Origin of the sequence: Streptomyces sp. RKAG337, assembly GCF_023701715.1 — a bacterium.
Classification (GTDB): Bacteria; Actinomycetota; Actinomycetes; order Streptomycetales; family Streptomycetaceae; genus Actinacidiphila.
On record NZ_JAJOZA010000001.1, the window covers coordinates 3,790,718 to 3,803,130 of the forward strand.

General features: G+C 71.9%; 13 protein-coding genes. 3 read left to right on the forward strand and 10 right to left on the reverse strand.

Annotated features, from left to right (window positions below; all coding sequences use genetic code 11):
* Positions 1–8: 8 nt before the first annotated feature.
* From LNW73_RS16800 to LNW73_RS16815, 4 genes are all read right to left on the reverse strand, one after another.
* Complete coding sequence (locus tag LNW73_RS16800) at positions 9–491, reverse strand: copper chaperone PCu(A)C (protein WP_250990467.1); 483 nt, start codon at positions 489–491, stop codon at positions 9–11.
* The gene (locus LNW73_RS16805) at positions 488–1,132 is read right to left on the reverse strand and encodes an SCO family protein (protein WP_250976704.1); all 645 of its coding nucleotides are present in this window, start codon (positions 1,130–1,132) and stop codon (positions 488–490) included. Before LNW73_RS16805 ends, LNW73_RS16800 begins: the two co-directional genes overlap by 4 nt.
* Before the next feature lie 153 nt (positions 1,133–1,285).
* Positions 1,286–2,005, reverse strand: a complete 720-nt coding sequence (locus tag LNW73_RS16810; protein WP_250990468.1) for a YcnI family copper-binding membrane protein — start codon at positions 2,003–2,005, stop codon at positions 1,286–1,288.
* A gap of 111 nt (positions 2,006–2,116) precedes the next feature.
* Positions 2,117–2,899: a hypothetical protein gene (locus tag LNW73_RS16815; RefSeq protein WP_250990469.1), complete on the reverse strand. Its 783-nt coding sequence runs from the start codon at positions 2,897–2,899 to the stop codon at positions 2,117–2,119.
* A 205-nt stretch (positions 2,900–3,104) separates the two neighbouring features.
* Here LNW73_RS16815 and LNW73_RS16820 point away from each other — a divergent pair, with 205 nt between their 5' ends.
* Positions 3,105–3,548: an ATP-binding protein gene (locus LNW73_RS16820; RefSeq protein ID WP_138351102.1), complete on the forward strand. Its 444-nt coding sequence runs from the start codon at positions 3,105–3,107 to the stop codon at positions 3,546–3,548.
* A gap of 31 nt (positions 3,549–3,579) precedes the next feature.
* On the opposite strand, the gene LNW73_RS16825 is transcribed toward LNW73_RS16820, so the two are convergent.
* The 3 genes from LNW73_RS16825 to LNW73_RS16835 all read right to left on the reverse strand — a co-directional run bounded on the left by LNW73_RS16825 (position 3,580) and on the right by LNW73_RS16835 (position 7,343).
* The gene (locus LNW73_RS16825) at positions 3,580–4,122 is read right to left on the reverse strand and encodes an ArsR/SmtB family transcription factor (protein ID WP_250990470.1); all 543 of its coding nucleotides are present in this window, start codon (positions 4,120–4,122) and stop codon (positions 3,580–3,582) included.
* Positions 4,123–4,202: 80 nt separating this feature from the next.
* A complete protein-coding gene (locus LNW73_RS16830; RefSeq protein WP_374118113.1) occupies positions 4,203–5,654 on the reverse strand; it encodes an aminopeptidase P family protein in 1,452 nt (483 codons plus the stop codon).
* A 135-nt stretch (positions 5,655–5,789) separates the two neighbouring features.
* Positions 5,790–7,343, reverse strand: a complete 1,554-nt coding sequence (locus LNW73_RS16835; protein WP_250990472.1) for a PP2C family protein-serine/threonine phosphatase — start codon at positions 7,341–7,343, stop codon at positions 5,790–5,792.
* Between the two features lie 579 nt (positions 7,344–7,922).
* On the opposite strand from LNW73_RS16835, the gene LNW73_RS16840 reads away from it, so the two are divergent.
* Positions 7,923–8,609 carry a bifunctional DNA primase/polymerase gene (locus LNW73_RS16840; RefSeq protein ID WP_250990473.1) on the forward strand — a complete coding sequence of 229 codons (687 nt, stop codon included), beginning with the start codon at positions 7,923–7,925 and terminating at the stop codon, positions 8,607–8,609.
* 223 nt (positions 8,610–8,832) lie between these two features.
* Positions 8,833–9,480 carry a hypothetical protein gene (locus tag LNW73_RS16845; RefSeq protein ID WP_250990474.1) on the forward strand — a complete coding sequence of 216 codons (648 nt, stop codon included), beginning with the start codon at positions 8,833–8,835 and terminating at the stop codon, positions 9,478–9,480.
* A gap of 268 nt (positions 9,481–9,748) precedes the next feature.
* Here the strand turns inward: LNW73_RS16845 and LNW73_RS16850 are convergent, their stop codons facing one another.
* From LNW73_RS16850 to LNW73_RS16860, 3 genes are all read right to left on the reverse strand, one after another.
* On the reverse strand, positions 9,749–10,711 hold the full coding sequence (locus LNW73_RS16850; protein ID WP_250990475.1) for a DUF5926 family protein: 963 nt from the start codon (positions 10,709–10,711) through the stop codon (positions 9,749–9,751).
* 173 nt (positions 10,712–10,884) lie between these two features.
* The gene (locus tag LNW73_RS16855; RefSeq protein ID WP_250990476.1) at positions 10,885–11,430 is read right to left on the reverse strand and encodes an ATP-binding protein; all 546 of its coding nucleotides are present in this window, start codon (positions 11,428–11,430) and stop codon (positions 10,885–10,887) included.
* 143 nt (positions 11,431–11,573) lie between these two features.
* On the reverse strand, positions 11,574–12,404 hold the full coding sequence (locus LNW73_RS16860; RefSeq protein WP_250990477.1) for a glycerophosphodiester phosphodiesterase: 831 nt from the start codon (positions 12,402–12,404) through the stop codon (positions 11,574–11,576).
* Positions 12,405–12,413 lie beyond the last annotated feature (9 nt).

The following is a 12,413-nucleotide window of genomic DNA, read 5'->3' on the forward strand; positions in this document are numbered from 1 at the left end:
TGCTCCCCTCAGTCCTTCGGCCGGTAGCCGGTCGGCTCGACCGGCACGGTGACGCCGATCGGGCCGGCCGTCGCGAAGTGCAGTTCCATGGACACCTTGTCGCCGGCCACCGGCTTGTGGGTCAGTTCCATCAGCATCAGATGATTTCCGCCGCTGCTGAGCGTAAGCCGCCCGCCCGCGGGGACGGTCAGGGAGTTCACCTTGCGCATCCGGTTGTCAGTGGTGGTGTGCATGGTGATGTCGGCGGCCAGGTCGCTGCTGACCGAGGTGAGTTCCGCGTCGGTGTCGCCGGTGTTGGTGACCGTGAAGTACCCGGCGGCCATGTCGGCCATCACCGGCTGCGGTATGTACGCCCCGCTCACCGAGAGCTCCGGCCCCTTCGTCCCGGCGTGTGCCGAGGTGTCGGCCGCCGACGAGCAGCCGGCGAGCGCGAGGGAGCCGGCGAGGGCGACGGTGGCGGTCAGGGTGCGGGCGGGCCTGCGGCGCCTCACGGTGCCTCGCTCCTGATGAGCTTCGGCAGGTCGGCGGCGAACTCGTCCGAGGTGGTGCCCGACATGTAGAGCACGTGCCCCTTGTCGTCCTTCGGCCAGAAGGCCAGCACCTCGGCGCCGTGCGTGACGGTGATGCTGCCGTCCTTCTCCGTCACCGGCTTCTCGATGCCCACGCCGACCGATTTCGCGGCCTGCTGGATCGTGCCGAAGTCACCGGTCAGGCCGATGAAGTCCTTGTCCTGGGCGGCCAGCCATGAGCCGAGGCGCTGCGGGGTGTCACGGGCGGGGTCGGTGCTGACGAACACGACCCGCAGTTTCTCCTGGTCGGGCTTGGACAGCCGCGACTTGGCGATGGCGAGGTCGCTCATCGTCGTCGGGCACACGTCCGGGCAGTGGGTGTAGCCGAAGAAGAGCAGGACGGGGCGGCCCGCCGTCTCCTTGACCAGGTCGTAGGGCTTGCCGTGGGTGTCGGTGAGGGTCAGTCGCGGCTTGCTGAAGGGGGCGTCGAGGAGGGTGCCCGGCTTGGACGCCGCTCCGGAGACGACCGCGAGCGGCTCCTTGGAGTCGCCGCTGGAAGCCCCGCATCCGGCGAGGGCCGCGACGGCCGCCAGGGCCACGCCGATCTTGATCGTTGTGCGCATGAGAGTTCCCGGGGAGTGCGATGGCGGGGCCGGGCGGCCGTACGGCTCGGCGGCGTACCGATGCGGCGGCGTACCGGGACCGCGGGGTCCCGGCACCACGTACGGAGCATCGGACGTGCCGACGACGTGCCTTACGGCCGCCCGGCCGGTGCGTCAGGCGGAGGTGCGGCGGCGTCCGGCCAGGACACCGAACGCGACGCCGATGACGCCGATGACGATTCCGGCCACGCCCAGGATCCGCGCGGTCGAGTCACTGCTGTCGGAGTCGGCGGCCGCGGCCGTCGTGTTCTTCGCCTTGGTGTCGGCGGCGGGGGCCGCGGCGCCGTGGGCGTCCGCCGCCGGCGCGGTCAGCGTCAGCGCGGGCGCCGGGTTCGCCGGCTCGGCCGCGCCGGGCTTCTCCTCCTCGATCCAGCGGACGACCTCGTTGTTCGAGTACGTCTGGAGGGCCTTGAAGACCAGCTGGTCCGTGTCGTCGGGCAGCGGCCCGAACGAGACGGGGAACTGCTGGAACTGGCCGGGCTCGATCGTGCCGCCGCTCCAGGTGATCTTCGTGACGGCCTCGGTCACCTGCTTGCCGTGCATGGTCATCGGCTTGGCGAGCTTGGTCTTGGTGACCTCCACCTTCCAGCCGGGCACGGCCTGGGTGGAGACGGACGCGATCGGGTGGTCCGCCGGCAGGTTCACTTCGACCTTGATCGTCGAGGCGTTGTCCCGCTCGTTCGGGACCTTGAACGCGACGGTGCTGTAGCCGCCCTTGGGAGCGCTGCTGGGCGTGACGGAGACATGGGCGAAGGCCGGTACGGCGGCCATCAGCAGCGCGGAACCGGTGAGCGCGCCGACGGTGGTCAGGCGGCGCATGCGGGAACTGTTCATGAGGCAGGACTCCACGGTGAGTGGTGGGGGAAGGGCCGGCGCGGATGCGGAACGCGCGAGACCGCCGCCCCCGTGGACCGGTGGGAACCGGACCGGTGGAGACCGCTCGCGTCAGACCGCCAGGGCGTAGGCCGGTGGCCCGCGCCGCGGCAGGCTGTGGCGCAGCCGTACGCTGCGCGCCGATCCCGGTCCGGCGGCGAACCGGCGGGGCCGGAGCGCGGCGAGCCGGTGGTCGGCCGATCCGGCGACCAGGACGCGCACCAGCGCGGCGAACACACCGCGCAGCACGTCGGCCGACAGGCTCACCAGCCGCCACAGGGCGGCCTCGCCGCGCCGCAGCAGCCATCCGACGGCCAGCGCGGCGAACAGGTGGGCGAGCAGCATCGGCAGCGAGTACGCCATCGCCGCGTGCATTCCGGTGATCCCGTTGTCACCCGGTCGAGTGACCGGGCTCATGGACATCGCCGACGCCGGGTCGATACCGGCGTCGCGGACGATCCGTTCCGCGCTCTGCTGGGTGAGGGCCGCCGACGAGGTGTGGCCGCCGCACAGCAGCCGGCCGGCCAGCGCCAGGACACCGGCGGAACCGTCCCGGCCCGTCGCGGGGTCCGCGCAGGCCTGTCCGGCGCCGAACACGGCGTGCAGCGCGAGCTGCCCCAGCGCGAGCGTCGTGGCGATCCCCCGCAGCGACCGTTCCCGCCCGGCCAGCGGCGCGGCCACGGCGAAGACCACGAGGCTCCCCACCACCAGCGCGCCGGCCGGCACCCCGTGACCGGACGCCAGTCCGTGCCCGGCCGCGGACAGCACGACACAGACCGCGGTGAACACCGCGGCCCGCAGCAGTCGCAGCCCGGCGCCCGCGCGCACGGGGGAAACGGAGGATGGGGATGCCATGACGGGCGTCATCCTCTCACCGCCGGGAACCGGCGCATACGGGGGGTGTCCGGCTTGCGGGGGTGCGGGCGAGTCGCCCTTTTACACCTGTACGCCGGGGTCCCACATCCGCCGAATGAGCGGCATCACGCCAAGAGGACGCTTACGGGGCGCATTTCGTGGCTATAGGTATCCGTAAGTCGAGCCGCGGCCTGGAGGCTGGAGCATGAGCATCTGGTGGTCTCTCCACTTGCGGCGCGAGGCCGCGAGCGTTCCGCTCGCCCGACGACTGCTGCTGGGGACGATGCAGACCGCCGGTGTGGACCCGGAGATCTGTTACGACCTGTCGGTGGCACTGTCCGAGGCCTGTGCGAACGCGGTGGAACACGCGGGCGAGGGTGACTACAGCGTGACGGCGCGCATTGACGGCGACCGCTGCCGTATCGAGGTCGCCGACTCCGGCCCGGGCTTCGCGCCCGACCGGCCACGTCACCAACTCGCCCGGCCGCTGGCCCTGAAGGGCCGGCATGCCGAGGACGGACGGGGACTGTTCCTCATCGAGGCGCTGGTGGACCACGTCCACTTCCACAACCGGCCGGGCCACGGCGCCGTGGTGACGATCGACAAGGTCCTCAAATGGCGGGACGACTCGCTGCTCAAGGCGTCCTGAGCGGAACGGAGCCCGCCGGCGGGCGGGCCGTCTAAGGGGCGGCGGGGCCTTCCCCCGCCTCCTCGTCCGCTGCTGCCGCCTGCACGGGGAACGCCATCACCGTGGCGCCGAGCAGGACCGAGCCGGGGGTGTGCGGGGCGCGGGCGGCCTCGTGCAGATCGGCGAGGAGCTCCGAGATGCGCGTGCGGAAGGTGTCCCAGGCCTCGGGCGCGACCCACAGTTCCGCGTCGGAGGTCACCCCGTCCTGCCCGGGTGCCCGGCGGGCGGCCCGGTCGCGCAGGTTGTGCGCGAGCGCCTCGGCGAGCAGCGGGGTGCCGTCCTGCCGGTCGGACAGCGGGGTGCCGTGCACGGTGCGGTAGCGCCGTTCCCTGCCGCCGCGGTGGGAGCGGACCTCGCTGAGCTCGACGAGTCCCGCGGCGTCCAGCCGGCGCAGATGCTGGCTGGCCAGCGCGTGCGAGATGGCCAGCTCCCGGGAGAGCTCCGCCGCGGAGAGCGGGGCGGCCCACATCAGCGACAGCATGCGCAGCCGTACCGGATGGGCCAGGGCGCGCAGCGCGGGGTCGGTTGTCGTCACGGCGGCCAGTAAACCGCCCCGGGTGCCTGTCGCGGCACCCGAGGCGGATCACCCATGTCACCCATGCCGAGCGGTGCGTGTCAGCCCTTGAGGCCGGCCATCCACGCCTCGACCTCGTCGGAGCGGCGCGGCAGCCCTTCCGACAGGTTCCGGTTGCCGTCGGCGGTGACGAGGATGTCGTCCTCGATGCGGACGCCGATGCCGCGGTACTCGGCCGGCACCGACAGGTCGTCCGCCTGGAAGTACAGACCGGGCTCGACGGTCAGCACCATGCCGGGCTCCAGCACGCAGTCCACGTACGTCTCGGTGCGCGCGTGCGCGCAGTCGTGGACGTCGAGGCCGAGCATGTGGCCGGTGCCGTGCAGGGTCCAGCGGCGCTGCAGGGCGAGCTCGAGGACCCGCTCGACCGGGCCCTCGACGAGGCCCCACTCGACGAGCTTCTCGGCGAGCACGCGCTGCGAGGCGTCGTGGAAGTCGCGGTAGGCGGCGCCGGGCTTGACCGCCGCGATGCCCGCCGACTGCGATGCGTGGACCGCGTCGTAGATCTTGCGCTGGATGTCGCTGAACCGGCCGTTGATCGGCAGGGTGCGGGTGATGTCGGCGGTGTAGAGGCTGTGGGTCTCCACGCCGGCGTCCAGGAGCAGCAGCTCGCCGGAGCGGACCGGGCCGTCGTTGCGCACCCAGTGCAGGGTGGTGGCGTGCGGTCCCGCCGCGCAGATCGAGCCGTAGCCGATGTCGTTGCCCTCGACGCGGGCCCGCAGGAAGAACGTCCCCTCGATGTAGCGCTCGGAGGTCGCCTCGGCCTTGTCCAGCACCTTGACGACGTCCTCGAAGCCGCGGGCGGTGGAGTCGACCGCCGCCTGCAGCTCGCCGATCTCCCACTCGTCCTTGACCAGCCGGAGCTCGGAGAGGAACTCCTTCAGCTCGGCGTCGCGCTCGGCGGTGACCTTGTCGGTCAGCGCGCCCTCGACACCCGCGTCGTAGCCGCGGACCACCCGTACGGGTCCGGTCGCCACGGCCAGCTTCGCGACGACCTCGCGGACGTCGGAGCACGGCAGGCCGAGCAGCTGGGCGCCCTCGGCGAGGCTGTTGCGGCGGCCGGTCCACAGCTCGCCCTGGCCGTCGAGCCAGAACTCGCCGTTCGCACGGCTGGAGCGGGGGAGCAGGTACGCGGTCGCGTCGTGTCCCTGGCCGCCCTTGGCGGGCTCCAGGACCAGGACGGCGTCCTGCGTCTGGTCACCGGTGAGGTGGACGTACTCACTGGACGCGCGGAAGGGGTATTCCGTGTCGTTGGAGCGCGTCTTGAGGTTGCCCGCCGGAATGACCAGCCGCTCGCCCGGGAAGCGGGCGGACAGCGCGGCCCGGCGGCGGGCGGCGTGGGGCGCCTGGGCGATCGGCCGCAGGTCGTGCAGTTCGGTGTCGGCCCACTCGGACTTCATCAGTTCGGCGAGCTCGTCGGAGACCTCGGGGTAGAGACCGTTCTTACGCTGCTTGATCGGCTGCTCTTCGGCCGCTTCGACCTCTTCGGACACGTCCTGCCTCCTCGCAATAGACCGATCCATCGTATGTGCGTACGGAAGACCGATTACAGAGGGCTTAGGTCACGAAGTGCGGCAAAGCGGACCTGGTGGTGTTGGACAGGTGCTGCGTGGTCGGGTTCCGGGGGCTCAGTCGAAGCGGACGGCGAGCAGGACGACGTCCTCCGGGCTGTCGAGGGTGTCGAGCCCGTCCGGCAGCACGGTGCGCAGCACGTGGTCGGCGAGCAGGTCCGGGTCGTCGCGGGTGGCGCGGGGCGCGCTCTGGGCGGCGGCGTGCAGCCGCGCGAGCGCGCGGTCCATCGGTTCGCCGGTGCGGTGCAGCAGGCCGTCGGTGTAGAGCAGCAGCGTTTCTCCGGGCTCCGGCCGGATCTCGACGCTGGGCGCCTCCCAGCAGCTCAGCATGCCCAGCGGGGCCGACAGCGAGGTCTCGACGTACTCGATCCGGTGGTCGCCGATGATCAGCGGCGGGCAGTGTCCCGCGCCGGCCAGGACGAGCTTGTGCTGATCGGGCTCCGCGTACGCGAACAGCGCGGTCGCCGAACGGGCGGGCTCGGTGAGCCGCAGCAGCAGTTCCAGGTCGGACAGGACGGCGACCGGGTCCTCGCCCTCCATGACGGCGTAGGCCCGCAGCGACGCCCGCAGCCGGCCCATCGCGGCGACCGCGCTGGGACCGGAGCCGGTGACGCCGCCGACCGCGAGGCCGAGCGCGCCTTCGGGCAGCGGCAGCGCGTCGTACCAGTCGCCGCCGCCCCGCGGCCCGGTGTCGTGCCGTACGGCCATCCGTACGCCGGCGACCCGCGGCAGCCGGGCGGGCAGCAGCTCCTCGGCGAGGGTAGCGAGGGTGCCGCGGGCGCGGCTCAGTTCCAGCTGGCGGGCGATGTGTTCGGCGGCGTACCGGCCGTAGAGGCCGACGAGATGGCGCTGGCGTTCGACCGGCGCGGCCGGTTCGTCGTACAGCCAGACGGCCGCGCCGAGATGGCCGGTCCGCTCGGTGGTGAGCCGCAGTGCGTAGCTGGCGTCGAAGCCGAGGTGCGCGGCGACCTCGCGGTGGCGCGGGTCGAGGCCGGGCTCGTGGGGCAGATCGGGGTGGATGATCTCGTCGCGGCCGGCGGGACGGTCGCTCTGCGTGGCGCCGGACGCGTTCGCGGCGGGGGTCGCGGGCGGTGTCGTGGCGGTCGTCGTGGGCGCGGTGGGGTCCGCGGGCGCGGTCGCGTCCGGGTCGTCCCCGGTGCCGGCGGGGCCGCCGGGGATGCCCGTGCCGGTGGTGCCGCCGGTGCTGTCGGCGCTCTCGTCGGTGCCGTCGAGCAGGATCCCGTAGGAGGCGGCGCCGTGCGGCACGGTCTCGATGGTGCCCAGGTCGGCGTGGCCGAGGCCGAGGCCGACAGTGGTGTCGGGACCCAGCCGGTCGGCGGGTTCCAGGACGAGCAGACCGCGGCGCGCGCCGACCAACGCGGCGCCGGCCCGCAGCACTTCCCGCAGCGCTTCGTCGAGGCCGGTGGTGCGCGCGAGGCGTTCGGTGAGCTCGTGCAGTGTGGTGAGATCGGAGATCCAGCAGGCCAGCCGGTCCTGGACGGCCGCGAGCCGATCCACGGGGCGGCATTCGGCCGCAGGGGCGGAAGTGTGTGGCGCGGCGGGAATGGGTGGCTTGGTTCCGGCCACTTTTGGCACCCGGGTGGTGCTCATGGCCGACGGCTTCCCGTGAGATCACGGTCTGCGCGACGAACCATGCTATTTGTCGGCGATTCGGGATTTTTGCCGACTCGCGTGCGGGGCTTGATGAAGCAGGTCAATTGCGTCAATAGCATCGCAAACCCCCATATCGTGCTGCGCCGCTACCAGTTTTCCACTTGTACACGCCTGATCGTGGGCATGTCCAGGATTGTGCTGGTAGAAGGAGTGGTGTCGTACTCCGAAAGCTTGGCCGAAAATGACCACACCCGAAGACAATTGACGGTCGACTGATGCCGTCCAACAGCGCGTCATATTCACGGTGGTGGGTAGGAACCCGGTGTCTGGCTCCAGCGTCCTACTAGTAGATGACGGCCGGCCTACCCCCGAGTGGCGGGGTGTTCCCACACCCAGCGGAACCGCACAGCGCGGCATACAGAGCAGACAGAACAGCAAGCGCCATGCGTGCGCCACCCCTCGCCACGTTCCACGCTCGGCTAGCAGCGTGATGCGCTGCCTTGTAAGCGGTGTGCTCGAGATTACGTTGTGTCATGGGCAGATCCTCTGAGCGTTAACGGAAAGGAACTTTGCGCTATGCGCGAGATCCTCGGAAGGCGACGCAAGCTCTCGTTCCGGTGGAGAGGCCAGTCCGCGCTGCTCAGCGCGGTTCTCACCTACACGGAACAGTGGAAATGGCCGGTGGTGCCCGGTGTCGGGCACGACCGCCGCGGTTCCTGGCGGGCGGCGGGAGCGCAGCCATGCGCCTGCCCGCGGCCGGACTGCCCCGTCCCCGGCGTGCACCCGCACGATCCCGGACTCATGGCGGCCACCCGCGACCCGCGCATGGTGCGCTGGTGGTGGACGGCCCGCCCCGACGCGCCCGTGGTGCTCGCGACGGGCGACCGCGTCTCGGCGGTCAGCCTGCCGGCCGTGGCCGGTGCCCGGGCCCTGGACACCCTCGACCGGCTGGGCGTCCGGCTCGGCCCGGTGGTGGCCACCCCGACGCGCTTCGTCCTGCTCGTCGCCCCGTACTCCCTGGAGGAGTTGGGCGAGTTGCTCGATTCCCACGAATGGGTGCCCAGCTCGCTGCGCTATCACGGGGAGGGCGGCTACGTGGCGCTGCCGCCGTCGAGCAGCAGTGCGGGACAACTGCGGTGGATCCGGCCGCCGGTGGTCGACGACGGCACCACGTCACCATGGCTGCCGAGCGTGGCGCTCATCGTGGACACCCTCGTCCGCGCGGGCCGGACGGCACCGGACGGAACGCATCTCACGTACTGACGGAACGCACCTCACGCACTGAGCTGACGCACTTCCACGTGCTGAGGGGGCCGGGGAGAGGCGCGCGCCGGCCCGGTGTGCCGGGCCCTCGGCGCCGTCACTCGTTCGGGTAGCAGCAGGGGGCCGTTGCCCGGTATCCGGGGCAATGGCCCCCTTTTCGGCGTGATCGGCCCGATAGGTTCGGCGCACCGCACCAGCCGCAATCCTGGACAGGTGGAACCCGATGGAGCGCGCTCCGAATCTGCGCATGATCGCCCTCACCAGTGTGATCGCGCTGGCGGTGGTGCTGCCGCTGGCCGCCGCCACCGCGGGTCCCTCCGACTCGGCGGGTCCGCCGGCCCGCGCGGCGCGGAGCGACCAGCCGCGGTCCGTGCCGGCGGTGGCGGACGGTCCCGGTGCGGGGCCCGTCGACGGGCTGCTCCCGGGGCTGCGGCCGGCCCCCGGCGGTTCTTCGGCCGCGGGGTCCGCCCGGGGGTCGTCCGAGGGCTCCGGGGCGGGCTCGGGCGCCGGATCCGCCGCGCCGCGGCCGGTCGCGGCCTGCGGGCCCCAACTCGCCTCTCCCGAGGGCGTCCAGGCGCAGACCTGCACCATCGCGGTGGGCGGCGACACCTGGGCCCGTACGTACTACCGCAACGGGACCGGCGGCCCGCTCGGCGGAGTGCTGACCCTGATGCGCCCGGACGGCCGGACGGTGCGGGTGGAGTGCCCGGTCGGGGCGGGGAACGGTCCCGGTTCGTGCGAGACCCCGCGCGAACGGACGGTGAAAGCGGTTTCGCCGGCTGACGGCACGGCGCAGATCTACAGCGCTGTTGCGGAGTTCGCTTCGGCGGGAAGTGGGCGAATGCTGCTACGGGCCGGTAGCAATCGGTAGCAATAGCTGAACAGAAAATCAGCCAATGTAGATCAACTTTCGGACATCGCCTGGTGAGGGGGGATCCGGGCATGGCAAAACCCGGTCGCTGGCGACGGGGGATGCACCAGCGACCGGGCTGTTTAAACGGTAACAAGATTTCTTCCGTACGCAAATTCGCGAGATGCAACCGGAAGCCGTAATTGCCGGTGGGCAGGCGGAGTTGTGACCGGAGTCACTCGTTCCGCGGCGGCCCGCCGCAGTGCGGGCCGCCTCCGTTCCGCCCGGCTCAGCTGAGCGTGATCTGCCGGTTCATGAAGCCGCTGCGGGCACGGCGTTCGTCCCCGGTCAGCGGTGCGGTCGAACCGAGCGCCTCCAGGAGCCGCTCGCCGAACGCGGCGGCCGGCTTCTCGACCTCGTCCGCGCCCATGCCCACCGGCAGGTCCCACACCGGTACGACCAGCCCGTGCGCACGGAACGAGCCGACCAGACGGGTGTTGTCGCCGAGCGAGGACGCCCCGGCGGCGTGCAGCCGCGACATGGCGTCGAGCAGCTGCTCCTCCGGGTGCGACATCACCCAGCGCAGGTGGTTCTTGTCCGGCGTCTCGCACCAGTACGCGGCGTCCACCCCGGACAGCCGGACGGTCGGGATGGCCGCGGCGTTGGCGCGTTCCAGCGAGGCGGCGATGTCGCCGGAGGCGTCACCGGCGTTCTCCAGCCAGAACTCGAACCCGGTGTGCACCACCGGCTCGAACGGCGCGTCCAGGTCCAGCAGGTCCTGCATGCGCGGGCCGTCGCCGTCGGTGCGCGCGCCCTCGACGGGCGAGCCCGGCTCGGCGGTCAGCGCACGCTGCAGGATGTCGGCGAGACCGCGGCTGAGGTCGCCGGAGGCCGTGTCGTTCTGCAGGCCCAGCAGGACCTTGCCGCTGTCGCGGCGCAGCCCCGGCCACGCCATCGGCAGCACGGTCGCCAGGGTCAGCGACGGCACGTCCGCGGGCAGCCCGCCCTTGAGGGTCAGCTCGACGGTGGCGGCCGGCACCAGCTCGCGGAGCGCCACCCAGTCGCATTCACCGGGCAGCCCCTCGAAGGGCCGCAGGACCAGCTCGGTCACCGCGTGCGAGGCCTCGCGGCCGTGGCACGCCTTGTACCGGCGGCCGGAGTTGCAGGGGCACGGCTCCCGCGCGCCGACTACTGGGATCTCCCCGTCGACGATCTGCGGGGCATTCGTCTTCGTCGGGCGCTTCTTGGCCATGGCTCGATCTCTCCCGGTACGGCTACGTTTCGGCCGTGAGCCTAGCGCTCGCCGGGCCCCCAGCCGGAAACGCGCGGGGGAAACCTTCGACGGATCCGGGAAAGAGCGGCGAACGATCGCCGTCCGAAGGCCGTCCCGCGGCCTCGTCCGGGGCCGGTTCCGACCCGGGACCGCTACGGAAGACCGTCGAACGGGTCCGCGAAATCGATCGGGATGTCCAGCCGCGGCGCCAGGTCGTCGCGCCGCGCGTGCCGGCTCCTGACCGGCAGCAGGGCCCATACGGTGACCTCGCCCGGCCCGTCCCGCACACCCCAGCGCAGCGACAGGTTGCTGACGATGCCCAGCCCGCGGCCGCCGCGTGCCGTGAGCGACGGGCTGGCCGGCAGCGGGCGGGTCGGGCCGCCGCCGTCGGTCACTTCCACGCTGAGCAGGCCGTCGTCCCCGATCCGCCACGCGGCGCGGATGCCGCAGGGGTCGGCCGCGTCGTCCACCTCGCCGGGTTCTTCGTCCGGACCGTCGCAGAGGGGCCGCGCGTGCCGGTAGGAGTTGCTCAGCAACTCCGACAGGATCAGCACCGCGTCGTCCACCACCGGCTCCGGCACCTCGTGCGCACACAGCTCACTTCGGAGCCTGCGCCGTGCCTCCGCCACGCCCATCGGACCATGCGACAGGGCCATGGTCGAGGACGTCGGCACCTCTTGGGCCACCACCAACGCCACCCCCGAGACCTCCTTCACCCCACGCCACGGGATGAATGCCCCCTTGGACTGGACCGGAAACAAGCCAACTGCGATCTATTGGGGCACTCACATCGGTCGAACACGGTCCGAACGCGCCGGTGCACTCCCCGTAATACCGTTATTTACCGCCCCAATTGGGACAGCACCTGCTTCGGCCGATTGGTGATGATCGCATCGACCCCGAGCCGCACGCACAGGTCGACGTCGGCCGGGTCGTTCACCGTCCACACATGGACCCGGTGCCCCGCCCGGTGCAGCCGTGCGACGTACCCCGGATTCGCCCGCAGGATCCGCATGCTCGGACCGGCGATGCGCACCCCGGCGGGCAGCCGCCCGTCGCGGTGCCGCGGCGAGACGTACTGCATCAGATAGACGGTCGGCAGCGCCGGCGCCGCCGTGTGCACGCGGCGCAGCGAACGGGACGAGAAGCTCATGACGCGCACCGCGGAGCGCTCCCCCGGCGGCGGCGCGTCGAGGCCGAAGCGGCGCAGCAGTTCCAGCAGCCGTTCCTCGACCTGGCCGGCCCAGCGGGTGGGGTGCTTGGTCTCGATCGCCAGCTCGACCCGCCGCTCGGTGTCCGCCACCAGCTCCAGCAGCCGCTCCAGGGTGAGCACGCTGCTGCGCTCGTCATCGGTGGTGTCCGGGGCCTCGCCGTCGGTGTGCTGCCCCTTCCACGAACCGAAGTCGAGGGTGGCGAGGTCGGCCAGTTCCATCGACGAGACGGCGCCGCGGCCGTTGGACGTACGGTTCACGCGCCAGTCGTGCACACAGACCAGTTCGCCGTCGGCCGTCAGCCGGATGTCGCATTCCAGGGCGTCGGCACCGTCCTCGATGGCCCTGCGGTAGGCCGCGAGCGTATGTTCGGGTACGTCCTCGGACGCCCCCCGGTGGGCGACGACCTGGATCGGGTTCCCGTCCGGGAACGCATCCCGGACCGCATGCGCAGAAGTCACCGGGCTATG

Excerpts from the sequence above, each read along its gene's own strand:
- LNW73_RS16805 (WP_250976704.1), bottom strand. The coding sequence starts at position 1,132 with ATGCGCACAACGATCAAGATCGGCGTGGCCCTGGCGGCCGTCGCGGCC.
- LNW73_RS16810 (WP_250990468.1), bottom strand. The coding sequence starts at position 2,005 with ATGAACAGTTCCCGCATGCGCCGCCTGACCACCGTCGGCGCGCTCACC.
- LNW73_RS16815 (WP_250990469.1), bottom strand. The coding sequence starts at position 2,899 with ATGGCATCCCCATCCTCCGTTTCCCCCGTGCGCGCGGGCGCCGGGCTG.
- LNW73_RS16820 (WP_138351102.1), top strand. The coding sequence starts at position 3,105 with ATGAGCATCTGGTGGTCTCTCCACTTGCGGCGCGAGGCCGCGAGCGTT.
- LNW73_RS16835 (WP_250990472.1), bottom strand. The coding sequence starts at position 7,343 with ATGAGCACCACCCGGGTGCCAAAAGTGGCCGGAACCAAGCCACCCATT.
- LNW73_RS16840 (WP_250990473.1), top strand. The coding sequence starts at position 7,923 with ATGCGCGAGATCCTCGGAAGGCGACGCAAGCTCTCGTTCCGGTGGAGA.
- LNW73_RS16845 (WP_250990474.1), top strand. The coding sequence starts at position 8,833 with ATGGAGCGCGCTCCGAATCTGCGCATGATCGCCCTCACCAGTGTGATC.
- LNW73_RS16850 (WP_250990475.1), bottom strand. The coding sequence starts at position 10,711 with ATGGCCAAGAAGCGCCCGACGAAGACGAATGCCCCGCAGATCGTCGAC.